This window comes from Vibrio sp. dhg (genome assembly GCF_003443775.1).
Lineage (GTDB): Bacteria > Pseudomonadota > Gammaproteobacteria > Enterobacterales > Vibrionaceae > Vibrio > Vibrio natriegens.
This window is the reverse complement of sequence record NZ_CP028943.1, coordinates 2,910,021-2,936,074: the sequence shown is the minus strand read 5'-3', so window position 1 is coordinate 2,936,074 and position 26,054 is coordinate 2,910,021. Positions and strand designations below refer to the sequence as shown.

Here is a 26,054-nt window from a genome sequence, read left to right as displayed (position 1 = left end):
AGCTACATGAAAGCCGCGAAGGCGTGTATTGACCTGTCTGCATTGCAACACAATTTAAGCCGAGTTAAAGCTCAAGCACCAAACAGCAAAGTAATGGCAGTGGTGAAAGCCAACGGTTATGGCCATGGTTTGCGTCACGTAGCAAAGCAGACTGGTGAAGCCGACGCTTTTGGTGTTGCGCGTATTGAAGAAGCGCTGCAACTGAGAGCTTGCGGTGTCGTGAAGCCAATTTTGTTGTTAGAAGGGTTTTATTCTTCGGGTGATTTACCTGTATTGGTGACTAATAACATCCAAACCGTTGTGCATTGTGAAGAGCAGTTGATAGCTCTTGAACAAGCCGAGCTGGAAACACCAGTGGTGGTATGGCTCAAAATTGACAGTGGTATGCATCGACTGGGTGTACGCCCTGAGCAGTTTGATGAATTAGCCTCACGACTCAAAGCGTGTCCTAATGTGGCTAAACCGCTGCGTTACATGAGCCACTTTGGTTGTGCTGATGAGTTAGACAGTGAAATCACATCTCAGCAGATAGAACTGTTTAATTCATTGACGCAGGGCTGTCATGGTGAGCGTTCACTAGCAGCCTCAGCGGGGCTACTGGCGTGGCCACAAAGCCACCTCGATTGGGTTCGTCCGGGAATCATCATGTACGGCGTATCTCCGTTTGGGGATAAAACGGCACAAGATTTAGGTTACCAACCCGCGATGACGCTTAAGTCTCACCTGATCGCGGTGCGTGAAGTGAAAAAAGGCGAGAGTGTTGGTTACGGTGGAGCCTGGACGAGCGAGCGAGACACCAAAGTAGGTGTGATTGCAGTTGGTTACGGTGACGGTTACCCAAGAGGCGCGCCGAATGGTACACCAGTGTGGGTCAACGGGCGTAAAGTGCCTATCGCCGGTCGAGTCTCGATGGATATGCTGACCGTCGATCTTGGGCCGGATGCGAAAGACAAAGTCGGTGATGAAGCAATTCTGTGGGGCAAAGAGTTACCTGTTGAGGAAGTGGCTCATCACATTGGCACCATAGCGTATGAGTTAGTGACCAAGCTAACGCCACGTGTCGAAATGGAATATTCAAAGTAACTTTCGGATAATACCAATTCAAGAATAGGGGCTAACCAATGCGTTAGCCCCTATTTTTTATCCACCATTTAACGTCGCGATGATGCGACGGCTGCCACCAAAATCTCGGTGTTCACCTAAGTAAATGCCCTGCCATGTTCCTAACGCTAAGCGACCATTCTGAATAGGAATCGTCACACTGCTGCCAAGTAGTGATGCTTTAATATGGGCAGGCATGTCGTCATCTCCCTCATAAGTATGCTGATAATAAGAGGCGCGCTCAGGAACATACTTATTGAAATGCGCTTCCATATCCATACGGACGGTAGGATCAGCGTTCTCATTCAAGGTCAGACTCGCAGAGGTATGCTGAATAAAAAGGTGTAACAAACCTACTGAAAGAGTACTTATTTGCGGTAATTGTTGTTCAATTTCATCAGTAATCAGGTGAAAACCGCGACTTCTTGCTTTTAAATTTAGTGTTTTTTGCGTCCACATACGCGTTCCTTTGGACATTTCTAATTTGGCGTCTATTCTAATCCAATTAGAGCCTGTCATTACTTGATGATATTATTCTATACCTATGAATGAATTGTTCAAATTCAGGGCAGCTAACGTGACCTAACTCAATGTGAGGGTAAATGCTCTCGGTCATAATTGTTGCCTGAAAAAAAATTACAAAGACTTGTTTTGTGGCAAAACGCCCAAACATCTACATTTAAATTCTTTTTGCTAAATCGGGGATTCCGCAGTTTTCGCTAGACTGTAAGGAATGGAACCTACTGTAACATCGGGATAAAGACCATGTTGAAAAATATCAATCCAACGCAAACACAAGCTTGGAAAGCGTTAACAGCGCACTTCGAATCTGCACAAGATATGGATCTAAAAGAGCTGTTTGCTCAAGACGCGGATCGTTTTGACAAATACTCTGCACGTTTCGGCTCAGACATTCTTGTCGACTACTCAAAGAACCTCATCAATGAGGAAACTCTGAAGCACCTGTTCACTCTTGCTAAAGAGACTGAGCTGAAATCTGCAATCGAAGCGATGTTCAGTGGTGAAGCGATCAACCAAACAGAAGGTCGTGCTGTTCTTCACACTGCACTGCGTAACCGTGCGAATACACCGGTTATGGTTGATGGTGAAGACGTAATGCCAGCTGTAAATGCCGTTCTGGAAAAAATTAAGTCTTTCACAGAGCGTGTGATTGGCGGTGAATGGAAAGGTTACACTGGTAAAGCGATTACAGATATCGTAAACATCGGTATCGGTGGTTCTGACCTTGGTCCTTACATGGTGACGGAAGCACTGGCACCATACAAAAACCATCTAAACCTGCACTTCGTGTCTAACGTTGATGGTACTCATATCGTAGAGACACTGAAGAAAGTCGATCCTGAAACAACACTATTCCTGATTGCTTCTAAAACATTCACAACTCAAGAAACCATGACTAACGCGCATTCTGCTCGTGATTGGTTCCTGGAAACGGCTGGCGATCAAGCACACGTTGCTAAGCACTTCGCGGCACTTTCTACTAACGCGACTGCAGTTTCTGAGTTCGGTATCGACACAGACAACATGTTTGAATTCTGGGACTGGGTCGGCGGTCGTTACTCTCTATGGTCTGCAATCGGTCTTTCAATTGCACTAGCCGTTGGCTTCGACAACTTCGTTGAGCTACTTGATGGCGCGCACGAGATGGACAAGCACTTTGTCTCAACAGAACTGGAAAGCAACATCCCAGTGATCCTGGCGCTTATCGGCATTTGGTACAACAACTTCCACGGCGCAGAGTCTGAAGCTATCCTGCCTTACGATCAGTACATGCACCGTTTCGCAGCGTACTTCCAGCAAGGTAACATGGAGTCAAACGGTAAATACGTTGACCGTGACGGTAATGCTGTGACTTACCAAACTGGCCCAATCATCTGGGGTGAACCAGGTACAAACGGCCAGCACGCGTTCTACCAGCTAATCCACCAAGGTACTAAGCTGATCCCATGTGACTTCATTGCACCTGCAATCAGCCACAACCCAGCAAGCGATCACCATCAGAAACTGATGTCGAACTTCTTCGCACAAACAGAAGCGCTTGCGTTTGGTAAGTGTGTAGAGACAGTGAAAGAAGAGTTGGTACTATCTGGTAAAAATGCAGAAGAAGTAGCGGCAATCGCTCCATTCAAAGTATTTGAAGGTAACCGCCCAACTAACTCTATCTTAGTTAAGCAAATCACGCCTCGCACGCTAGGTAACCTAATCGCAATGTACGAGCACAAGATCTTCGTACAAGGCGTTATTTGGAACATCTTCAGCTTTGACCAATGGGGTGTTGAGCTAGGTAAACAACTAGCAAACCAAATCCTGCCAGAGCTAGCTGATGAATCGGCAATCAGTTCACACGATAGCTCTACAAATGGTCTGATCAACGCATTCAAAGCTTTCAAAGCGTAATGCACGATTAGAATAAAAAAGGTCAGCAATTGCTGACCTTTTTTGAATCTCTGAGTTGAGTGCGTTAGTTTCACTCATTAATAGAGAGGGTTATTCGAAGCAAATCTCGATAAACGCATTTCCCCATTGTGAGGAGAAAGGCATGATGATAATCGAGCCCTCACACTTGTGACGAATCGTATGGCCTCGGCCAGAAACCACAACCGGCGTTGCCATATCAAAATCAAACCCACTCTCAGCCAGAATTCGTTTTGCTCCACCTGTCACCATATTAGTGATTTCACCCACCATATCGGTCACTTCTTCATTGAGTCCGTTCGGGCGCTCACCAAGCATGTTCTGCATGATTTCCAGTGCTAACGCTTCATCGAAGGTAATCGACATCGAGCCACGAGTCTGCGGACCAACCATGCCTATTAAACCTGAAACATCACCTCGTGCGATTTCATCTTTTTTGATTCGAGGTTTTTGAGGCTTCAGCTCCAGAGAAGCCATTGTTTTCAGCACGTTCATTAAAGAAGCTAAAAACGGGTTTACAAATTCAGCGCGCATATTGGTCTTCTATACTTATTCTTTCGTTTCGGAAGCACAGGCTTGGCATTCACCATGTGTTTCAATAACTTGATTAGTGAGTTTGAATCCATGCTTTTCAGCATTTTTAGCTAACAGGGCGATCAAGTTTTCGTCTTCGAGTTCAACAACAGCACCACATTTATCACAAATTAGTAATTGAAAAAAGTGTTGTTGCGTATTGAAAGAACAACAAGTTATAAAACTGTTGGTTGATTCTACTCGATGGATAAAGCCTTGCTCGAGGAGAAAGTCCAGGGCGCGATAAACCGTAGGTGGTTTCGCTTGTGGTTCGCTCTCTTTTAATTGCTCCAATAGCTCATACGCACTTGATGCACTGCGATTCGAACAGATAAGTTCAAACACACGTCGGCGCTGGGGAGTCAATCTTACTCCGCGCTCGGCGCAGATATTTTCAACTTGTTCAATGATTGTTGGGGTCAAACCTTTCACCATAACTATTGGACGTGCTCAATTATAAATTCTTTCTCTACGAAGTTCGTCTAGAGATATTTCATTTTACCTACTATCACTGCGAAAATCATGAATTAAAGCAAATCGCTCCTCGCATCGTGACGAAGTGGTCATAACAGAATGGTAAGACGGTGCAGAAATCGTTTTTATCGACCACTTCTTCTTTGCAGGAGACAGTATTCACATCATCTGCGGATTGGTTTTATGGCCAAGAACTTCATGTGGAAACTAGCACCTTAAGGTGACTTGGGTATACAATACCCGACTTATTTTTTGGGCGTACTGCTGCGCTCGACCTTGGTAACATAAAAACGGGTGTTGAAATCATGACTCATTCTTGCAGGCTCTCCGTAGCACCAATGTTGGATTGGACCGATCGTCATTGTCGCTACTTCCATCGCTTAATGACCAAAGAAACCCTGCTGTACACTGAAATGGTGACCACAGGCGCGATCATTCATGGAAAAGGAGACTTTCTTGCTTACAACGAAGAGGAGCATCCGTTAGCCCTTCAGTTGGGTGGCTCGAACCCTGAAGATCTGGCTAAGTGTGCCAAGCTTGCCGAGGAGCGTGGTTATGATGAGATCAACCTGAACGTGGGTTGCCCATCTGATCGTGTGCAAAACGGTCGCTTTGGTGCGTGTCTGATGGCGGAGCCTCAGCTGGTCGCAGACTGTGTCGCCGCAATGAAAGACGTGGTTGATGTACCCGTTACAGTAAAAACACGTATCGGTATTGATGATCAAGACTCTTACGAGTTCCTGACGGATTTTGTGTCGATTGTGTCTGAGAAAGGCGGTTGTGAGCAGTTTACCATTCACGCGCGCAAAGCCTGGCTAAGTGGCCTTAGCCCGAAAGAGAACCGCGAGATTCCACCATTGGATTACCCGCGAGCTTACCAGTTAAAGAAAGACTTCTCTCATCTAACTGTCGCTATAAATGGCGGGGTAAAATCGTTAGAAGAAGCGAAAGCGCATCTACAACATCTTGATGGTGTGATGATTGGCCGCGAAGCTTATCAAAGCCCGTATATTCTTGCCTCGGTCGATCAAGAACTATTTGGTTCGAGTGCTCCGGTGAAAAAGCGCAGCGAAATTGTAGAAGAAATGTACCCTTACATTGAAGAGCAACTCGCAAAAGGCGCATATATCGGTCATATTACTCGTCATATGCTGGGTTTATTCCAAAGCATGCCGGGTGCTCGTCAATGGCGTCGTCATATCAGTGAAAATGCGCACAAGCCTGGTTCTGGTCTAGAAGTGCTGCAAGATGCGTTAGCGAAGATCCCAAAAGAGTTGAATGTGTAAAATTCACCAGTGGTTGGTTAAAATGACCAACTAGAGAATGAGTAAGCCAGAGTGCAGAAATGCCTCTGGCTTTTTTGTTTTTATATATCAAGGAATTATATTGGTTCTTCCAAGTTGGCATGTTACCTGCTCTGTTATTTGAAAAATGTATGGAGAAGTAATTATGTTGGAGCTGATCTTTCTTTTAGTCTTTGCGGCGACCCTATTAGTAACGGGCATCACAATGGTGACAGTATTCGCGGCAACAGGTATTGCTCTGGTTGTGATGTTTTTACTGGGGATGATAGGTGCGGTACTAAAACTGTTACCTTGGCTAATTGTCATCGCATTGGGTATCTGGTTTTTCAAAAACGTGGTTGCGCAGCCTCGCTACAAATAGGCGATCCGTTGATCTCATTGATTTAGTTGATGGAGGGGTATGAGAGTGTGGTATATTTCTACTTATACCCTAACTGTTGAATATCAGCTATCTCGGAGAACACACTACATGACAAATAAAGCGACCATCGCTTTAACAGCACTATCGCTGGCAGCCACTTTTCCTGTTTTCGCTGAGTCTTCCGTTTCAACTAAAGTTGGCGTGGATGTCTGGGCGGCAGATACAAAAGTTAACGAAGTAAGAAGAGATAGCAGTACAACTGGCGCATTCTATGCCGCAATTGAACATGACGTAAAATACGTTCCTAATGCACGCTTGCGATATACCAGCATTGATGCCGATTACATGGGCTTTGATAAATTAGATCTGACGCTGTATTACCAAGTGTTAGAGCATGATTTATTGCACTTTGATGCCGGCCTTACTTTCAGTAATTTAAGTGATACGAAGTACATTGATGCTGGCACCTCTCCTCGCACTGAAGATTTTGATGACCTCATTTGGGCATGGTACGGCTACGCGGAAATAACCGTTCCAAATACCAATTTTGATGTGATTGGAGAAATGAACTTTGGTGACAGTAAAGGCATTAAAAGCACAGATCTAATGGCAGGCATTCAATACAAACTGCCTTTGCAAGAAAACCAACTGGCATTTCGTGGTGGTTATCGAGTGATAGACTTGGAATCAGAACAATTTCTTTCAAGTTTAGGTAAAGAGTTCATTTTCGCCGATGGCTTTTTCTTGAGTGCTGAATACACTTTTTAAGCCGATTAACGGTTCTGGTTTTAAAACGTCGCATTATAAGCGGCGTTTTTTTATACCTCTTCATTATATGTAATCGAATTTTTCTGCCTATTTTCTCCAGTTAGACCATGCTTATCTAGGATCAATGTGAAAGTTAGAGCAGGGATAGCGATGACAATAAATGAATTAAGACATCTATTTCGTGAAAACCAGCTTGTGGAAGCCATTATTGAACCGTCGATCCAAGAAGGTGGTTGGGTCGTGGAGTTTAGGCATGCACGAGGTGGATTCGTGTTTCTGACAGACAATCATGGTGAAGAATGTCTTTATGAAGATTTGGATGCAGCATCAAAGTCAGCGATGGCCGTAGGGTTTCAACAAGTCCGCATTGAAGACCGTTGAGCAAAAACTAAGCCGTTCTTACTTCCAAAAAGTTATAAAACATTCACTTCTATTCTTTCTTGTTATTAAGGAGAGTGGGTACTCTATCGTCACGCAATGAATAGGGATGTCGTGATAATGTCTTTTCAAAAGAATGAGTATTCACACAATAATGTGTCTGATGATAATAACGGGCAAGGGGGAGTTCCTCCAATCGCTAGCCCGCTGAATGACCAACAATTTAATTCACTCCAAAACACTGTCTCTGGGTTGTCTTCGCAACAACTTGCTTGGGTCAGTGGTTACTTCTGGGGTTTGGCTCAAAATCAACCGAGTGCAGCGGCTACGCCAATTACGCAAGCTGCAGCCGCTGTATCAGCAAAACCAGCAGGTAAACTGAGTATTATTTTTGCTTCTCAAACAGGTAATGCCAAAGGTGTTGCTGAAGCTTTAGAGCAAGAAGCAAAAGCAGAAGGAATTGCCGTTGAGCTATTTGATGCCAGCGATTACAAAGGCAAAAACCTAGCTAAAGAAACGCACGTTATTTTCGTCGCGTCTACGAATGGTGAAGGCGAAGCGCCAGATAATGCCATTGAACTGCATGAGTTCTTGCAATCTAAGAAAGCGCCAAAGCTGCCTAACCTTCAGTACGGTGTTATTGCGCTTGGCGATTCAAGCTATGAATTCTTCTGTCAAACAGGTAAAGACTTCGACACTTATTTATCAAAACTAGGTGCGAAGCCGTTTATCGACCGTATTGACTGTGACGTTGACTACGAAGCACCTGCTACTGAATGGCGTAAGAGCGCACTGGAGAAAGTAAAAGAAACACTTTCATCTGGTAACGAAGCTGAAGTTGTGCAACTTCCTGTTGGACAAGCAGCGGCAACGCACTCGCAATACAACAAGCAGAACCCATACACAGCGACACTGTTGACCAGCCAAAAGATCACTGGCCGAGATTCAGGTAAAGACGTTCGCCATATCGAAATCGATCTGGAAGACTCTGGTCTTACTTACCAACCTGGCGATGCGTTAGGTGTGTGGTATGAAAACAGCTCAGAACTAGCAAATGCGGTTCTTGGCAAAGTTGGCCTGTCAGGTGTTGAAACGGTAGAAGTTGATGGCGAGAGCTTGTCTATTCACAGTGCGCTAGTGAGTAAATACGAAATCACGACATCTAACCCTCAGTTTGTGACTAAGTTTGCAGAGCTTTCTGGTAGCAAGAAGCTGCAAAAGCTGGTTGAAGATAAAGACAAGCTTCGTGAGTACTCGGCTAACACGCAAATCGTAGATGTGCTGGCAGAGAAGAAAACTAAGTTAACGGCTGATGAACTGGTAGGTTTACTTCGTCGTCTAACTCCGCGTCTTTACTCTATTGCTTCAAGCCAAGCAGAAGTGGATGAAGAAGTGCATTTGACGGTTGGTTTGGTCGAGTACGATCACAACGAAGAGAAACGTTATGGTGGTGCGTCTAGCTTCCTGGCACAACGCCTGGAAGAAGGTGGTGAAGTTAAAGTGTTTATCGAACACAACAATAACTTCAAACTGCCAGAAGACGACAATACACCAATCATCATGGTAGGCCCAGGTACTGGTATTGCTCCATTCCGTAGCTTTATTCAAGAGCGCGAAAACCGCGATGCAGAAGGTAAAAACTGGTTGTTCTTTGGCGACCGCACATTCACGCAAGACTTCTTGTACCAAGTTGAATGGCAAAAATACCTTAAGTCAGGCGCACTAAGCCGTTTGGATGTGGCATTTAGCCGTGACCAAGTAGAAAAGGTTTATGTGCAACACCGTATTCTGGAAAACGCTGAGCAAGTTTGGCAGTGGATTCAAGAAGGCGCTTACATCTATGTATGTGGTGATGCTACCCGCATGGCAAAAGATGTTCATGACGCACTTGTTATTGTTGCAGAGCAGGAAGGTAAACTGGCTCGCGATGAAGCAGAACAATTTATTAATGACTTACGTAAAGCGAAACGTTATCAGAGGGATGTGTACTAATGACTTTTTCGACTGAGAATAATAAGCAGGTTGTATTAGGCGAAGAGCTAGGACCACTATCTGATAACGAGCGTCTAAAAAGAGAAAGTAACCTATTACGTGGCACTATTGAGCAAGACCTACAGGATCGTATTACTGGTGGTTTTACCGCAGACAACTTCCAGTTAATTCGTTTCCACGGTATGTATCAGCAAGACGACCGCGATATCCGTAACGAGCGTACCAAGCAAAAGCTTGAGCCTCTTCATAACGTGATGCTTCGTGCTCGTATGCCTGGCGGTATTATTACCCCAACACAGTGGTTAGCGATTGATAAGTTTGCAACAGAGCACTCTCTATATGGAAGTATTCGTCTGACGACACGTCAAACGTTCCAGTTCCACGGTGTACTGAAGCCAAACATCAAGTTGATGCACCAAACGTTGAACAGTATTGGTATCGATTCAATTGCAACGGCAGGTGACGTTAACCGTAACGTACTGTGTACTACGAACCCAGTTGAGTCTGAGCTGCACCAGGAAGCATACGAGTGGGCGAAGAAGATCAGTGAGCATCTTCTTCCAAAAACGCGTGCGTATGCTGAAATCTGGTTAGACGGTGAGAAAGTCGAATCAACAGAAGAAGACGAGCCGATTCTTGGTAAAAATTACTTACCACGTAAGTTCAAAACGACCGTTGTGATCCCTCCGCAAAATGATGTGGATGTACACGCGAACGACCTGAACTTCGTCGCAATTGCAGATAACGGCAAGCTGGTTGGTTTCAACGTGCTTGTTGGCGGTGGTCTGGCAATGACGCATGGCGATACGTCAACTTACGCTCGCCGTGCAGACGACTTTGGTTTTGTTCCACTAGAAAAGACACTCGATGTTGCCGCTGCAGTTGTAACGACTCAGCGTGACTGGGGTAACCGTTCAAACCGTAAGAACGCGAAAACTAAATACACACTAGATCGTGTTGGTATTGACGTCTTTAAAGCGGAAGTAGAAAAACGTGCTGGCATTCAGTTTGAAGAAAGCCGCCCATACGAGTTTACCGAACGCGGTGATCGAATCGGTTGGGTAGAAGGCATTGATGGTAAGCACCACTTAGCGATGTTTATCGAGAATGGTCGTTTATTGGATTACCCAGGTAAGCCACTAAAAACGGGTGTCGCTGAAATCGCGAAAATTCACAAAGGTGATTTCCGCATGACAGCGAACCAAAACCTGATTGTTGCGGGCGTACCGGCTGATCAAAAAGAGCTAATCGAGAAGATCGCTCGTGAGCATGGCCTAGTTGATGATAGCGTTAGTGAACAGCGTAAAAACTCAATGGCGTGTGTGGCGTTCCCGACTTGTCCGCTTGCAATGGCGGAAGCCGAACGTTTCCTACCTCAGTTTGTTACTGATGTAGAAGGTATCCTGGAAAAACACGGTTTACCTGAAGAAGACAACATCATTCTGCGTGTCACTGGTTGCCCTAACGGTTGTGGCCGCGCAATGTTGGCGGAAATTGGTTTAGTAGGTAAAGCACCGGGTCGTTACAACCTTCACCTAGGCGGTAACCGAGCGGGTACACGTATTCCGAAGATGTATAAAGAAAACATCACTGACAAACAGATACTAGAAGAGATTGATCAGCTTGTAGGTCGTTGGGCTACAGAGCGTGAAACTGGCGAAGGATTTGGTGATTTTGCAATCCGCGCTGGCATCATTCAAGAAGTCAAAGTATCTAAGAGGGACTTGCATGCTTGATTCTGTAGCTTCCAAACCGGAGCTGGCAGAGTTGCTGACATTAACTAAGACGGAGCAAATCCTCCGTCTTGCCCAAATCAATGTCGAACTTGAACAGCTTTCGGCACAAGAGCGAGTAAAATGGGCTTTGGAAAACCTAGACGGAGAGTTTGCCGTTTCGTCTAGTTTTGGTATCCAAGCCGCAGTAATGCTTCATCTTGTGACTCAAGAAAAACCAGACATCCCAATTATCTTAACGGATACCGGGTATTTGTTTGCTGAAACCTATCGCTTTATTGATGAGTTAACCGAGCAACTGAACCTCAACCTAAAAGTTTACCGAGCAGTAGAAAGTGCTCATTGGCAAGAAGCTCGTTATGGAAAACTTTGGGAGCAGGGTGTTGAAGGGATCGAGAAGTACAACAAACTCAATAAAGTTGAACCAATGCGTCGTGCATTGAAAGAGCTTAAAGTCGGAACTTGGTTTTCTGGCCTTCGCAGAGAGCAAAGCAAATCTCGAGCAGGTTTGCCGATACTATCAATTCAGAATGGCGTATTTAAGTTTTTGCCAGTAATCGATTGGACGAATAAAGATGTCCACTATTACTTAGAGCAACACGGACTGAAATACCATCCACTTTGGGATGAAGGTTATCTCTCTGTAGGTGATACACATACAACGCAGAAGTGGGAACCTGGAATGTCAGAGGAAGAAACTCGATTCTTTGGTTTGAAGCGTGAATGTGGACTTCACGAAGATGATGACTCTGAACAAGATGGTTCGGGTATATAAGAAGAGATAGAGCTCGGTCTCCATCTCCTATAAAAAGAGAGCTGCTGTAAAGCAGCTCTCTTTTTTACTTATAGAAGTAAAAAGCAGGGGGCAAAAACAGGTATTTAAGGATAACTCTGTGGATAACCTGTTTGATTGTTAGGGGTAAAGTTGGATAAATAAGGCTTTGAGTGAAAAGTCATCGTTTAACCATTATTTTTGCAAATTTTGCAAAATAACGCTTGCCAACGTGAGCGCGATCTCTATAATGCCACCTCGTCGACAGGGCAAGCGCTCATAAGGGTTCAAGCAAAGTCGACAAGGTCAAAAAGAAAAGCGAAATAGTTAATTGCCTTTACTTTTAAAAAGTAAAATAAAAAGCAAAAAGTGTTTGACACAGAAAATTATCTCGCTAGAATGGCCGCCTCTTCCGAAGTGATGCGAATCGCAAAGAAGAGTAGCTCTTTAAAAATAAGAACCTATCAATCTGTGTGGGCACTCGTTGATGATAATCCAATTAGATACCTCGGTATCAAATTAGGTTTCAATGATACGAAGTGACCATTGAGTCTTCGGACTCAGCACAGTCAATTCAAACATTACATTATGTAATGTTCAGTATTCATTGAGCCGACAAAATCTTAAATTGAAGAGTTTGATCATGGCTCAGATTGAACGCTGGCGGCAGGCCTAACACATGCAAGTCGAGCGGAAACGAGTTAACTGAACCTTCGGGGAACGTTAACGGCGTCGAGCGGCGGACGGGTGAGTAATGCCTAGGAAATTGCCCTGATGTGGGGGATAACCATTGGAAACGATGGCTAATACCGCATGATGCCTACGGGCCAAAGAGGGGGACCTTCGGGCCTCTCGCGTCAGGATATGCCTAGGTGGGATTAGCTAGTTGGTGAGGTAAGGGCTCACCAAGGCGACGATCCCTAGCTGGTCTGAGAGGATGATCAGCCACACTGGAACTGAGACACGGTCCAGACTCCTACGGGAGGCAGCAGTGGGGAATATTGCACAATGGGCGCAAGCCTGATGCAGCCATGCCGCGTGTGTGAAGAAGGCCTTCGGGTTGTAAAGCACTTTCAGTCGTGAGGAAGGTTTATGCGTTAATAGCGTATAGATTTGACGTTAGCGACAGAAGAAGCACCGGCTAACTCCGTGCCAGCAGCCGCGGTAATACGGAGGGTGCGAGCGTTAATCGGAATTACTGGGCGTAAAGCGCATGCAGGTGGATTGTTAAGTCAGATGTGAAAGCCCGGGGCTCAACCTCGGAATAGCATTTGAAACTGGCAGACTAGAGTACTGTAGAGGGGGGTAGAATTTCAGGTGTAGCGGTGAAATGCGTAGAGATCTGAAGGAATACCGGTGGCGAAGGCGGCCCCCTGGACAGATACTGACACTCAGATGCGAAAGCGTGGGGAGCAAACAGGATTAGATACCCTGGTAGTCCACGCCGTAAACGATGTCTACTTGGAGGTTGTGGCCTTGAGCCGTGGCTTTCGGAGCTAACGCGTTAAGTAGACCGCCTGGGGAGTACGGTCGCAAGATTAAAACTCAAATGAATTGACGGGGGCCCGCACAAGCGGTGGAGCATGTGGTTTAATTCGATGCAACGCGAAGAACCTTACCTACTCTTGACATCCAGAGAACTTTCCAGAGATGGATTGGTGCCTTCGGGAACTCTGAGACAGGTGCTGCATGGCTGTCGTCAGCTCGTGTTGTGAAATGTTGGGTTAAGTCCCGCAACGAGCGCAACCCTTATCCTTGTTTGCCAGCGAGTAATGTCGGGAACTCCAGGGAGACTGCCGGTGATAAACCGGAGGAAGGTGGGGACGACGTCAAGTCATCATGGCCCTTACGAGTAGGGCTACACACGTGCTACAATGGCGCATACAGAGGGCGGCCAACTTGCGAAAGTGAGCGAATCCCAAAAAGTGCGTCGTAGTCCGGATTGGAGTCTGCAACTCGACTCCATGAAGTCGGAATCGCTAGTAATCGTGGATCAGAATGCCACGGTGAATACGTTCCCGGGCCTTGTACACACCGCCCGTCACACCATGGGAGTGGGCTGCAAAAGAAGTAGGTAGTTTAACCTTCGGGGGGACGCTTACCACTTTGTGGTTCATGACTGGGGTGAAGTCGTAACAAGGTAGCGCTAGGGGAACCTGGCGCTGGATCACCTCCTTATACGATGGTTACTCACGATGAGTGTCCACACAGATTGATAGTTCACAAGCGAAAGCTTGTAGCTAACATAGCTCTTTAACAATTTGGAAAGCTGACAAAATAATCTTTAAGATTATTTGTAAAGTTCTCAAAGTATTCATGTATTTGAATACAACTAAAAACACATTCAAGTGTTCTTGGAATTTGAGTCCGGCAAAATCGAAAGCTGTCTCGCTCATTCAAATAATGAGACAGCAACTTTGGTTGTTTAACTTCAATTCGAAACTCCTTCGGGTTGTATGGTTAAGTGACTAAGCGTACACGGTGGATGCCTTGGCAGTCAGAGGCGATGAAGGACGTATTAACTTGCGATAAGCCCAGATTAGGCAGTAAAAGCCACTTGAGTCTGGGATTTCCGAATGGGGAAACCCACTTACATAAGTAAGTATCCTGTTGTGAATACATAGCAACAGGAGGCGAACCGGGGGAACTGAAACATCTAAGTACCCCGAGGAAAAGAAATCAACCGAGATTCCGAAAGTAGCGGCGAGCGAAATTGGACTAGCCCTTAAGCTTTACACACGTTAGACGAACGGTCTGGAAAGACCGACGATACAGGGTGATAGTCCCGTAGTTGACGATGTGTGTTCAGTGAAATCGAGTAGGGCGGGGCACGTGATATCCTGTCTGAATATGGGGGGACCATCCTCCAAGGCTAAATACTACTGACTGACCGATAGTGAACCAGTACCGTGAGGGAAAGGCGAAAAGAACCCCTGTGAGGGGAGTGAAATAGAACCTGAAACCGTGTACGTACAAGCAGTAGGAGCAGGCGTTGTCCTGTGACTGCGTACCTTTTGTATAATGGGTCAGCGACTTATATTCAGTGGCAAGGTTAACCATCTAGGGGAGCCGTAGGGAAACCGAGTCTTAACTGGGCGTTCAGTCTCTGGATATAGACCCGAAACCAGGTGATCTAGCCATGGGCAGGTTGAAGGTTGAGTAACATCAACTGGAGGACCGAACCGACTAATGTTGAAAAATTAGCGGATGACTTGTGGCTAGGGGTGAAAGGCCAATCAAACCTGGAGATAGCTGGTTCTCCCCGAAAGCTATTTAGGTAGCGCCTCGGACGAATACTACTGGGGGTAGAGCACTGTTAAGGCTAGGGGGTCATCCCGACTTACCAACCCTTTGCAAACTCCGAATACCAGTAAGTACTATCCGGGAGACACACGGCGGGTGCTAACGTCCGTCGTGGAGAGGGAAACAACCCAGACCGCCAGCTAAGGTCCCAAATTACTACTAAGTGGGAAACGATGTGGGAAGGCTCAGACAGCCAGGATGTTGGCTTAGAAGCAGCCATCATTTAAAGAAAGCGTAATAGCTCACTGGTCGAGTCGGCCTGCGCGGAAGATGTAACGGGGCTAAGTAGTAAACCGAAGCTGCGGCAATGCACTTTTGTGCATTGGGTAGGGGAGCGTTCTGTAAGCGGTTGAAGGTGTGTGGTAACGCATGCTGGACGTATCAGAAGTGCGAATGCTGACATGAGTAACGATAAAGGGGGTGAAAAACCTCCTCGCCGGAAGACCAAGGGTTCCTGTCCAACGTTAATCGGGGCAGGGTAAGTCGACCCCTAAGGCGAGGCCGAAAGGCGTAGTCGATGGGAAACGGGTTAATATTCCCGTACTTCTTACAATTGCGATGGGGGGACGGAGAAGGCTAGGTGGGCCTGGCGACGGTTGTCCAGGTTCAAGTGCGTAGGCTTGAGAGTTAGGTAAATCCGGCTCTCTTTAAGGCTGAGACACGACGTCGAGCTACTACGGTAGTGAAGTCATTGATGCCATGCTTCCAGGAAAAGCCTCTAAGCTTCAGATTGTAAGGAATCGTACCCCAAACCGACACAGGTGGTCGGGTAGAGAATACCAAGGCGCTTGAGAGAACTCGGGTGAAGGAACTAGGCAAAATGGTACCGTAACTTCGGGAGAAGGTACGCTCTCGACGGTGAAGTCCCTCGCGGATGGAGCTATTGAGAGTCGCAGATACCAGGTGGCTGCAACTGTTTATTAAAAACACAGCACTGTGCAAAATCGTAAGATGACGTATACGGTGTGACGCCTGCCCGGTGCCGGAAGGTTAATTGATGGGGTTAGACTTCGGTCGAAGCTCTTGATCGAAGCCCCGGTAAACGGCGGCCGTAACTATAACGGTCCTAAGGTAGCGAAATTCCTTGTCGGGTAAGTTCCGACCTGCACGAATGGCGTAATGATGGCCACGCTGTCTCCACCCGAGACTCAGTGAAATTGAAATCGCTGTGAAGATGCAGTGTACCCGCGGCTAGACGGAAAGACCCCGTGAACCTTTACTACAGCTTGGCACTGAACATTGACCCTACATGTGTAGGATAGGTGGGAGGCTTTGAAACAGGTACGCCAGTATCTGTGGAGCCGTCCTTGAAATACCACCCTTGTAGTGTTGATGTTCTAACGTCGACCCCTTATCGGGGTTGCGGACAGTGCCTGGTGGGTAGTTTGACTGGGGCGGTCTCCTCCCAAAGCGTAACGGAGGAGCACGAAGGTGGGCTAATCACGGTTGGACATCGTGAGGTTAGTGCAATGGCATAAGCCCGCTTGACTGCGAGAATGACAATTCGAGCAGGTGCGAAAGCAGGTCATAGTGATCCGGTGGTTCTGAATGGAAGGGCCATCGCTCAACGGATAAAAGGTACTCCGGGGATAACAGGCTGATACCGCCCAAGAGTTCATATCGACGGCGGTGTTTGGCACCTCGATGTCGGCTCATCACATCCTGGGGCTGAAGTCGGTCCCAAGGGTATGGCTGTTCGCCATTTAAAGTGGTACGCGAGCTGGGTTTAGAACGTCGTGAGACAGTTCGGTCCCTATCTGCCGTGGGCGTTGGAGAATTGAAAGGGGCTGCTCCTAGTACGAGAGGACCGGAGTGGACGAACCTCTGGTGTTCGGGTTGTGTCGCCAGACGCATTGCCCGGTAGCTAAGTTCGGGATCGATAACCGCTGAAAGCATCTAAGCGGGAAGCGAGCCTTGAGATGAGTTCTCCCTGATACTTTAAGTATCCTAAAGGGTTGTCGTAGACTACGACGTTGATAGGCAGGGTGTGTAAGCGTTGTGAGGCGTTGAGCTAACCTGTACTAATTGCCCGTGAGGCTTAACCATACAACACCCAAGGGGTTTTGATGGACTCAATGTAAGAACATTGAATGTGTAATAACGAGAATTAAAAAACAGCTTTCCGAATTAAAGAATTTGCTTGGCGACCATAGCGTTTTGGACCCACCTGACTTCCATTCCGAACTCAGAAGTGAAACGAAATAGCGTCGATGGTAGTGTGGGGTTTCCCCATGTGAGAGTAGAACATCGCCAGGCTTTTATTTTGCACTTGCTTAATATTTAAGCAAGTCACCATAAGGTTCTAAAGTTTTTTAGAATTTTATGTTGACTTTCAAAGTGGAAAGCGTATTATACGCACCTCGCTTAAGTGCTAAGGCACTGAAAGCCAAGCTCTTTAACAATATAGACCTATCAATCTGTGTGGGCACTCGTTGATGATAATCCAATTAGATACCTCGGTATCAAATTAGGTTTCAATGATACGAAGTGACCATTGAATCTTCGGATTCAGCACAGTCAATTCAAACATTACTTTATGTAATGTTCAGTATTCATTGAGCCGAACAAAATCTTAAATTGAAGAGTTTGATCATGGCTCAGATTGAACGCTGGCGGCAGGCCTAACACATGCAAGTCGAGCGGAAACGAGTTAACTGAACCTTCGGGGGACGTTAACGGCGTCGAGCGGCGGACGGGTGAGTAATGCCTAGGAAATTGCCCTGATGTGGGGGATAACCATTGGAAACGATGGCTAATACCGCATGATGCCTACGGGCCAAAGAGGGGGACCTTCGGGCCTCTCGCGTCAGGATATGCCTAGGTGGGATTAGCTAGTTGGTGAGGTAAGGGCTCACCAAGGCGACGATCCCTAGCTGGTCTGAGAGGATGATCAGCCACACTGGAACTGAGACACGGTCCAGACTCCTACGGGAGGCAGCAGTGGGGAATATTGCACAATGGGCGCAAGCCTGATGCAGCCATGCCGCGTGTGTGAAGAAGGCCTTCGGGTTGTAAAGCACTTTCAGTCGTGAGGAAGGTTTATGCGTTAATAGCGTATAGATTTGACGTTAGCGACAGAAGAAGCACCGGCTAACTCCGTGCCAGCAGCCGCGGTAATACGGAGGGTGCGAGCGTTAATCGGAATTACTGGGCGTAAAGCGCATGCAGGTGGTTTGTTAAGTCAGATGTGAAAGCCCGGGGCTCAACCTCGGAATAGCATTTGAAACTGGCAGACTAGAGTACTGTAGAGGGGGGTAGAATTTCAGGTGTAGCGGTGAAATGCGTAGAGATCTGAAGGAATACCGGTGGCGAAGGCGGCCCCCTGGACAGATACTGACACTCAGATGCGAAAGCGTGGGGAGCAAACAGGATTAGATACCCTGGTAGTCCACGCCGTAAACGATGTCTACTTGGAGGTTGTGGCCTTGAGCCGTGGCTTTCGGAGCTAACGCGTTAAGTAGACCGCCTGGGGAGTACGGTCGCAAGATTAAAACTCAAATGAATTGACGGGGGCCCGCACAAGCGGTGGAGCATGTGGTTTAATTCGATGCAACGCGAAGAACCTTACCTACTCTTGACATCCAGAGAACTTTTCAGAGATGAATTGGTGCCTTCGGGAACTCTGAGACAGGTGCTGCATGGCTGTCGTCAGCTCGTGTTGTGAAATGTTGGGTTAAGTCCCGCAACGAGCGCAACCCTTATCCTTGTTTGCCAGCGAGTAATGTCGGGAACTCCAGGGAGACTGCCGGTGATAAACCGGAGGAAGGTGGGGACGACGTCAAGTCATCATGGCCCTTACGAGTAGGGCTACACACGTGCTACAATGGCGCATACAGAGGGCGGCCAACTTGCGAAAGTGAGCGAATCCCAAAAAGTGCGTCGTAGTCCGGATTGGAGTCTGCAACTCGACTCCATGAAGTCGGAATCGCTAGTAATCGTGGATCAGAATGCCACGGTGAATACGTTCCCGGGCCTTGTACACACCGCCCGTCACACCATGGGAGTGGGCTGCAAAAGAAGTAGGTAGTTTAACCTTCGGGGGGACGCTTACCACTTTGTGGTTCATGACTGGGGTGAAGTCGTAACAAGGTAGCGCTAGGGGAACCTGGCGCTGGATCACCTCCTTATACGATGATTACTCACGATGAGTGTCCACACAGATTGATACGGTTTATGTAAAAGAGACGATACTGGGTCTGTAGCTCAGGTGGTTAGAGCGTTCGCCTGATAAGCGAGAGGTCGGTGGTTCGAGTCCACTCAGACCCACCAATTCCCTTCCCAAGGAATTGGCATACAGTATCGACACACCTTGATGGGGCTATAGCTCAGCTGGGAGAGCGCCTGCCTTGCACGCAGGAGGTCAGCAGTTCGATCCTGCTTAGCTCCACCATCTTTAAGCATTCTTACGAGTGTGTTTAAAAATGGTTCTTAAATGAATCTAGCTCTTTAACAATTTGGAAAGCTGACAAAATAATCCTTATCTTTAAACAGATAGGAGATTATTTGTAAAGTTCTCAAAGTATTCTTAATGGAATACAACTAAAAACACATTCAAGTGTTCTTGGAATTTGAGTCCGGCAAAATCGAAAGCTGTCTCGCTCATTCAAATAATGAGACAGCAACTTTGGTTGTTTAACTTCAATTCGAAACTCCTTCGGGTTGTATGGTTAAGTGACTAAGCGTACACGGTGGATGCCTTGGCAGTCAGAGGCGATGAAGGACGTATTAACTTGCGATAAGCCCAGATTAGGCAGTAAAAGCCACTTGAGTCTGGGATTTCCGAATGGGGAAACCCACTTACATAAGTAAGTATCCTGTTGTGAATACATAGCAACAGGAGGCGAACCGGGGGAACTGAAACATCTAAGTACCCCGAGGAAAAGAAATCAACCGAGATTCCGAAAGTAGCGGCGAGCGAAATTGGACTAGCCCTTAAGCTTTACACGCGTTAGACGAACGGTCTGGAAAGGCCGACGATACAGGGTGATAGTCCCGTAGTTGACGATGTGTGTTCAGTGAAATCGAGTAGGGCGGGACACGTGATATCCTGTCTGAATATGGGGGGACCATCCTCCAAGGCTAAATACTACTGACTGACCGATAGTGAACCAGTACCGTGAGGGAAAGGCGAAAAGAACCCCTGTGAGGGGAGTGAAATAGAACCTGAAACCGTGTACGTACAAGCAGTAGGAGCAGGCTTTGTCCTGTGACTGCGTACCTTTTGTATAATGGGTCAGCGACTTATATTCAGTGGCAAGGTTAACCATCTAGGGGAGCCGTAGGGAAACCGAGTCTTAACTGGGCGTTCAGTCTCTGGATATAGACCCGAAACCAGGTGATCTAGCCATGGGCAGGTTGAAGGTTGAGTAACATCAACTGGAGGACCGAACCGACTAATGTTGAAAAATTAGCGGATGACTTGTGGCTAGGGGTGAAAGGCCAATCAAACCTGGAGATAGCTGGTTCTCCCCGAAAGCTATTTAGGTAGCGCCTCGGACGAATACTACTGGGGGTAGAGCACTGTTAAGGCTAGGGGGTCATCCCGACTTACCAACCCTTTGCAAACTCCGAATACCAGTAAGTACTATCCGGGAGACACACGGCGGGTGCTAACGTCCGTCGTGGAGAGGGAAACAACCCAGACCGCCAGCTAAGGTCCCAAATTACTACTAAGTGGGAAACGATGTGGGAAGGCTCAGACAGCCAGGATGTTGGCTTAGAAGCAGCCATCATTTAAAGAAAGCGTAATAGCTCACTGGTCGAGTCGGCCTGCGCGGAAGATGTAACGGGGCTAAGTAGTAAACCGAAGCTGCGGCAATATACTTTTGTATATTGGGTAGGGGAGCGTTCTGTAAGCGGTTGAAGGTGTGTGGTAACGCATGCTGGACGTATCAGAAGTGCGAATGCTGACATGAGTAACGATAAAGGGGGTGAAAAACCTCCTCGCCGGAAGACCAAGGGTTCCTGTCCAACGTTAATCGGGGCAGGGTAAGTCGACCCCTAAGGCGAGGCCGAAAGGCGTAGTCGATGGGAAACGGGTTAATATTCCCGTACTTCTTACAATTGCGATGGGGGGACGGAGAAGGCTAGGTGGGCCTGGCGACGGTTGTCCAGGTTCAAGTGCGTAGGCTTGAGAGTTAGGTAAATCCGGCTCTCTTTAAGGCTGAGACACGACGTCGAGCTACTACGGTAGTGAAGTCATTGATGCCATGCTTCCAGGAAAAGCCTCTAAGCTTCAGATTGTAAGGAATCGTACCCCAAACCGACACAGGTGGTCGGGTAGAGAATACCAAGGCGCTTGAGAGAACTCGGGTGAAGGAACTAGGCAAAATGGTACCGTAACTTCGGGAGAAGGTACGCTCTCGACGGTGAAGTCCCTCGCGGATGGAGCTATTGAGAGTCGCAGATACCAGGTGGCTGCAACTGTTTATTAAAAACACAGCACTGTGCAAAATCGTAAGATGACGTATACGGTGTGACGCCTGCCCGGTGCCGGAAGGTTAATTGATGGGGTTAGACTTCGGTCGAAGCTCTTGATCGAAGCCCCGGTAAACGGCGGCCGTAACTATAACGGTCCTAAGGTAGCGAAATTCCTTGTCGGGTAAGTTCCGACCTGCACGAATGGCGTAATGATGGCCACGCTGTCTCCACCCGAGACTCAGTGAAATTGAAATCGCTGTGAAGATGCAGTGTACCCGCGGCTAGACGGAAAGACCCCGTGAACCTTTACTACAGCTTGGCACTGAACATTGACCCTACATGTGTAGGATAGGTGGGAGGCTTTGAAACGAGTACGCCAGTATTCGTGGAGCCGTCCTTGAAATACCACCCTTGTAGTGTTGATGTTCTAACGTCGACCCCTTATCGGGGTTGCGGACAGTGCCTGGTGGGTAGTTTGACTGGGGCGGTCTCCTCCCAAAGCGTAACGGAGGAGCACGAAGGTGGGCTAATCACGGTTGGACATCGTGAGGTTAGTGCAATGGCATAAGCCCGCTTGACTGCGAGAATGACAATTCGAGCAGGTGCGAAAGCAGGTCATAGTGATCCGGTGGTTCTGAATGGAAGGGCCATCGCTCAACGGATAAAAGGTACTCCGGGGATAACAGGCTGATACCGCCCAAGAGTTCATATCGACGGCGGTGTTTGGCACCTCGATGTCGGCTCATCACATCCTGGGGCTGAAGTCGGTCCCAAGGGTATGGCTGTTCGCCATTTAAAGTGGTACGCGAGCTGGGTTTAGAACGTCGTGAGACAGTTCGGTCCCTATCTGCCGTGGGCGTTGGAGAATTGAAAGGGGCTGCTCCTAGTACGAGAGGACCGGAGTGGACGAACCTCTGGTGTTCGGGTTGTGTCGCCAGACGCATTGCCCGGTAGCTAAGTTCGGGATCGATAACCGCTGAAAGCATCTAAGCGGGAAGCGAGCCTTGAGATGAGTTCTCCCTGATACTTTAAGTATCCTAAAGGGTTGTCGTAGACTACGACGTTGATAGGCAGGGTGTGTAAGCGTTGTGAGGCGTTGAGCTAACCTGTACTAATTGCCCGTGAGGCTTAACCATACAACACCCAAGGGGTTTTGATGGACTCAATGTAAGAACATTGAATGTGTAATAACGAGAATTAAAAAACAGCTTTCCGAATTAAAGAATTTGCTTGGCGACCATAGCGTTTTGGACCCACCTGATTCCATTCCGAACTCAGAAGTGAAACGAAATAGCGCCGATGGTAGTGTGGGGTTTCCCCATGTGAGAGTAGGACATCGCCAGGCTTTAAATTTTGGACGTTCGCTTTAAAGCGGATGATACCACTGCGGAGTGGTAGTTCAGTTGGTTAGAATACCGGCCTGTCACGCCGGGGGTCGCGGGTTCGAGTCCCGTCCACTCCGCCACTTATTTGAGACCCTAGCAGAAATGCTAGGGTCTTTTAGTTTTTATGCTGAGTTAAGTTGGTCATTCGACCAATGAGTCCCGCAAAAGGTTTGCCCGTCGTCTGCGACCCCAGCCACTCCGCCACTTATTAGAAAGCCTAGTCGAAAGACTAGGCTTTTGTCGTTTATGGCACATAACTCCCTTTTAGGGAAATCGAGTCAGGCTTATGTGCGAATCCAGTTGTACGCATGCCTAGCCACTTGACCGTTTAAGAAACCTTGCTAAAAACAAGCAGTCTTTCTTCTAATACCAATCTGGAAAATTAATTGGTCAGGTCTATCCATCTTCTCGAGCACATTTTGGTGACTCTTTTGGCGCTATCCAAAAAACGATTCCATGCATCGCAGACTTTGGAGATGATATCGTCGTAATCAGTAAAAGATTGGTTGGCTAGATAGCGTTGCCTCAACCAACTCCATACTTGTTCGATAGGGTTTAGCTCTGGAGAATAGGGTGGAAGTTTGATGACACTGACATTCTTAAAGTCATTGGTAATGTCTTCTGTATGCCATCCTGCTCCATCCATAACAACGACGGCGTGACGTCCCTTCTCAGTGACTGCCGATATTTGTTTTAAGTGCTCTATCATGATGTCTTTATTAACCTAAGGGACAACGATAGCCTCACCAATTCCTTTGCTGGGACAGACGGAACCGAACAGATAGGCATACTCAAATTGTTGCTGCTTCACGGCTCTTGGGCGAGTTCCTTTTTCAGCCCATAAACGTGTGGTCGTGTTTTGTTGCCCAAATCTGGCTTCGTCCTGAAACCAGACATCGACACACTCTAAAGCTATATGTCCTGGGATCTTAAGGATCGTTTCGATTTTGAATTTTTTTAAAATCGTCTTGTGTTTGCTGAGATTGTTTGGGGTGTTTTGATCGGGAAGTTATCCATGAAAAGCCCATGTGGTCGAGCAGGTAATAGATAGAATCAGGCTGGTAGTGCTGGCCAAATTCTTTCACGATATAAGCGTGGATGTCGGCACCAGTCAGTCGTCCGCCTTGTGTATCATTGGCTTTATCTTTTATGTATTGGCTCAATTGCTCTTTTTGCTCGGAAGTTAAGAATGGTGGTCTTCCTATTCTTGGCTTTTCTTGCAGTCCTTCCAGCCCTTCTTCAAGAAAGGTCTGAACCCACTTGTTGACACTGGTTCGGCTTACCTTGAGAAACTTGGCGATTTGTGTGCGAGAGTGCCCATCTTTGAAATGAGCGAGGGCCAGCAGTTTCATTTTCATCTGGATGGATTTCTGCTGACTTGCGAGTTTTTTAAAGTCGATATTATTGAGGCTATCCATAGCGAATCAGTTCTATTGTTGGATGGCCTCAATTAGATCATATTTAGATTGGTATTGAGCAATTATATCTGCCCAGCTATAAAAACGTCGGTTGCTGATTCATTTTGTCGTCAAGAGCGTGTTCTATTGGGTTTAGTTCTGGTGAATATAAATGTTGCTGAGTGCGGTTTTAGGTGAATGATGTTTAAGAGTTTGTGGTGAATATCCCTTTATAAAAAAAGCAGCCATATGGCTGCTTTTTAGTGATGTAAGACTCTAAGATTCAAGCTGCTCTTTCGGCTCTTGCACTACGCTATGCTCTTTGGTTTCGGAGGCGGCTAAAGCGTTACGCTCTTCCTCCATCTTCTTTTCTTCTTCTTTGGCTTTTTCAATCATTGGTGTAATGGTTGAGCCTTGAATCAAAATAGAGAACACAACAACGGCGTAAGTCATTACCAGGATGATCTCTTTTACGTCGATCAACTTGTCTTGTACGACCCATATTCCTGAAGGGATAGAAAGTGCCATTGCAAGCGCTAAACCGCCACGCAGGCCACCCCAGGTCAGGATTTTTACTGACCAACGGTTATATGTTCTGTATCGCTTAAAGCCAATGTATGAGAAAAATACACTAAGGTAACGCGATGCTAGTACTAGAGGCACAGCAATAGCCATCATGATCCAGTCTTCTTGGTGGAATTTGAACAGCAGCATCGACATACCGATTAAAAGGAACAGAACGCCATTTAGAAACTCATCGACTAATTCCCAGAAGTGGTCGAGGTGGTCTTCACTCTCTTTAGAGAAGCCGATAAAGCGTGTCCAGTTGCCAATCATAATCCCAGAGACAACCATCGCTAATGGGCCTGAAACGTGAAGGTATTCTGCGAAAGCATAGCCTGCAGTTGGCACACCAATAGTAAGTAGCAACTCCATTGAGTGGTCATTGGTCGCACTAATTAAGTAGTGGAACAGCAAGCCAAGTAGGAAACCATAAAAGATCCCCCCAATCGCTTCCTGGATAAAGAGCATAGTGACGCTGCCTACGGTAGGTGCTTCAGTGCCAAATGCGATGGTAAATAAGGTGACAAAAATAACCAGACCGAAGCCGTCATTGAACAATGACTCACCTTCAATTTGTGTCGAGATGCGTTTTGGAGCATCTAATTTTTTCACAATGGCGAGAACGGCTATCGGGTCAGTTGGGGAGATCAATGAACCGAATAGTAGGCAGTAAATTAAGTCAAACTTAATTCCGATCAGTAAGCAGATTCCATATAGAGCAAAACCGATGAAGAATGTCGAAAACAGAGTGGCTGCGAGTGCTAATACTGTGATCTCCCACTTCTGATCTTTGAGGTTAGGTAGTTTAATACCTAAGCCGCCTGCAAATAGCAAAAATCCAAGGATACCTTTGAGCAAGAAGTCTTCGAAGTTGATTCTGGTTACTGTTTCTGTCGCTATCTCTGTGAGATGGAACCAGTTATTTTGACCAGCAATTAGGATGAGGAGAGAAAGTACCATTGAACCTGCGGTAATGGCGATGGTGGTTTGCATCTTTCCTATTTTGCTGTTTACAAAGGCTATTAGCATCGCAGCAGCGGAGAGAAAGCATAAAGTATGATAGACCGACATTAGAACACTCTGTTTGTAACAT

General features: G+C 46.9%; 13 protein-coding genes, 3 tRNA genes, 6 rRNA genes and 1 pseudogene. 18 read left to right on the top strand and 5 right to left on the bottom strand.

What is annotated here, in order from left to right:
* Window positions 1-6 precede the first annotated feature (6 nt).
* The gene (alr, locus tag DBX26_RS13660) at window positions 7-1,083 is read left to right on the top strand and encodes an alanine racemase (RefSeq protein ID WP_118119830.1); all 1,077 of its coding nucleotides are present in this window, start codon (window positions 7-9) and stop codon (window positions 1,081-1,083) included.
* Between the two features lie 57 nt (window positions 1,084-1,140).
* Here the strand turns inward: alr and DBX26_RS13655 are convergent, their stop codons facing one another.
* Complete coding sequence (locus tag DBX26_RS13655) at window positions 1,141-1,560, bottom strand: secondary thiamine-phosphate synthase enzyme YjbQ (protein ID WP_118119485.1); 420 nt, start codon at window positions 1,558-1,560, stop codon at window positions 1,141-1,143.
* Between the two features lie 306 nt (window positions 1,561-1,866).
* Here DBX26_RS13655 and pgi point away from each other — a divergent pair, with 306 nt between their 5' ends.
* Window positions 1,867-3,519 carry a glucose-6-phosphate isomerase gene (gene pgi / locus DBX26_RS13650; protein WP_020334604.1) on the top strand — a complete coding sequence of 551 codons (1,653 nt, stop codon included), beginning with the start codon at window positions 1,867-1,869 and terminating at the stop codon, window positions 3,517-3,519.
* Window positions 3,520-3,609: 90 nt separating this feature from the next.
* Here pgi and DBX26_RS13645 read toward each other — a convergent pair whose 3' ends face one another.
* Window positions 3,610-4,071 carry a chemotaxis protein CheX gene (locus DBX26_RS13645; protein ID WP_005381269.1) on the bottom strand — a complete coding sequence of 154 codons (462 nt, stop codon included), beginning with the start codon at window positions 4,069-4,071 and terminating at the stop codon, window positions 3,610-3,612.
* A gap of 15 nt (window positions 4,072-4,086) precedes the next feature.
* Window positions 4,087-4,545 (bottom strand): zinc uptake transcriptional repressor Zur, encoded by a 459-nt coding sequence (zur, locus tag DBX26_RS13640; protein WP_014233134.1) that lies wholly within the window; start codon window positions 4,543-4,545, stop codon window positions 4,087-4,089.
* 344 nt (window positions 4,546-4,889) lie between these two features.
* Between zur and dusA the strand changes: the two genes are divergently transcribed.
* From dusA to DBX26_RS13550, 16 genes are all read left to right on the top strand, one after another.
* The gene (dusA, locus tag DBX26_RS13635) at window positions 4,890-5,870 is read left to right on the top strand and encodes a tRNA dihydrouridine(20/20a) synthase DusA (RefSeq protein WP_014233133.1); all 981 of its coding nucleotides are present in this window, start codon (window positions 4,890-4,892) and stop codon (window positions 5,868-5,870) included.
* Window positions 5,871-6,033: 163 nt separating this feature from the next.
* Window positions 6,034-6,249 carry an envelope stress response protein PspG gene (gene pspG / locus DBX26_RS13630; RefSeq protein WP_014233132.1) on the top strand — a complete coding sequence of 72 codons (216 nt, stop codon included), beginning with the start codon at window positions 6,034-6,036 and terminating at the stop codon, window positions 6,247-6,249.
* Window positions 6,250-6,357: 108 nt separating this feature from the next.
* Complete coding sequence (locus tag DBX26_RS13625) at window positions 6,358-7,017, top strand: TIGR04219 family outer membrane beta-barrel protein (protein ID WP_020334602.1); 660 nt, start codon at window positions 6,358-6,360, stop codon at window positions 7,015-7,017.
* Window positions 7,018-7,167: 150 nt separating this feature from the next.
* Entirely contained in the window at window positions 7,168-7,398 is a 231-nt protein-coding gene (locus tag DBX26_RS13620) for a hypothetical protein (RefSeq protein ID WP_014233130.1), read from the top strand.
* Between the two features lie 117 nt (window positions 7,399-7,515).
* Window positions 7,516-9,387: an assimilatory sulfite reductase (NADPH) flavoprotein subunit gene (locus DBX26_RS13615; RefSeq protein ID WP_014233129.1), complete on the top strand. Its 1,872-nt coding sequence runs from the start codon at window positions 7,516-7,518 to the stop codon at window positions 9,385-9,387.
* Window positions 9,387-11,123, top strand: coding sequence for an assimilatory sulfite reductase (NADPH) hemoprotein subunit (gene cysI / locus DBX26_RS13610; RefSeq protein ID WP_014233128.1), 1,737 nt, complete (start codon window positions 9,387-9,389; stop codon window positions 11,121-11,123). The genes DBX26_RS13615 and cysI overlap by 1 nt, the downstream gene beginning before the upstream one ends.
* A complete protein-coding gene (locus tag DBX26_RS13605) occupies window positions 11,116-11,895 on the top strand; it encodes a phosphoadenylyl-sulfate reductase (RefSeq protein ID WP_020334598.1) in 780 nt (259 codons plus the stop codon). The genes cysI and DBX26_RS13605 overlap by 8 nt, the downstream gene beginning before the upstream one ends.
* Window positions 11,896-12,517: 622 nt before the next feature.
* Window positions 12,518-14,070 (top strand): 16S ribosomal RNA (locus tag DBX26_RS13590).
* Window positions 14,071-14,350: 280 nt separating this feature from the next.
* A 23S ribosomal RNA gene (locus tag DBX26_RS13585) occupies window positions 14,351-17,241 on the top strand.
* A 93-nt stretch (window positions 17,242-17,334) separates the two neighbouring features.
* Window positions 17,335-17,451 (top strand): 5S ribosomal RNA (gene rrf, locus DBX26_RS13580).
* Window positions 17,452-17,769: 318 nt separating this feature from the next.
* A 16S ribosomal RNA gene (locus DBX26_RS13575) occupies window positions 17,770-19,322 on the top strand.
* A 65-nt stretch (window positions 19,323-19,387) separates the two neighbouring features.
* Window positions 19,388-19,464, top strand: a tRNA-Ile gene (locus DBX26_RS13570).
* Window positions 19,465-19,509: 45 nt separating this feature from the next.
* A tRNA-Ala gene (locus DBX26_RS13565) sits at window positions 19,510-19,585 on the top strand.
* Between the two features lie 275 nt (window positions 19,586-19,860).
* Window positions 19,861-22,751: ribosomal RNA gene (locus DBX26_RS13560) — 23S ribosomal RNA — on the top strand.
* Window positions 22,752-22,844: 93 nt separating this feature from the next.
* Window positions 22,845-22,960: ribosomal RNA gene (gene rrf / locus DBX26_RS13555) — 5S ribosomal RNA — on the top strand.
* The 16S, 23S and 5S rRNA genes sit together here with 3 tRNA genes alongside, the layout of an rRNA operon.
* A 43-nt stretch (window positions 22,961-23,003) precedes the next feature.
* A tRNA-Asp gene (locus DBX26_RS13550) sits at window positions 23,004-23,080 on the top strand.
* Between the two features lie 302 nt (window positions 23,081-23,382).
* Here DBX26_RS13550 and DBX26_RS25495 read toward each other — a convergent pair.
* Window positions 23,383-24,418 (bottom strand): annotated as a pseudogene (locus DBX26_RS25495) (IS630 family transposase).
* A gap of 255 nt (window positions 24,419-24,673) precedes the next feature.
* Window positions 24,674-26,032 carry a sodium:proton antiporter gene (locus DBX26_RS13525; RefSeq protein ID WP_024372849.1) on the bottom strand — a complete coding sequence of 453 codons (1,359 nt, stop codon included), beginning with the start codon at window positions 26,030-26,032 and terminating at the stop codon, window positions 24,674-24,676.
* Between the last annotated feature and the right edge of the window lie 22 nt (window positions 26,033-26,054).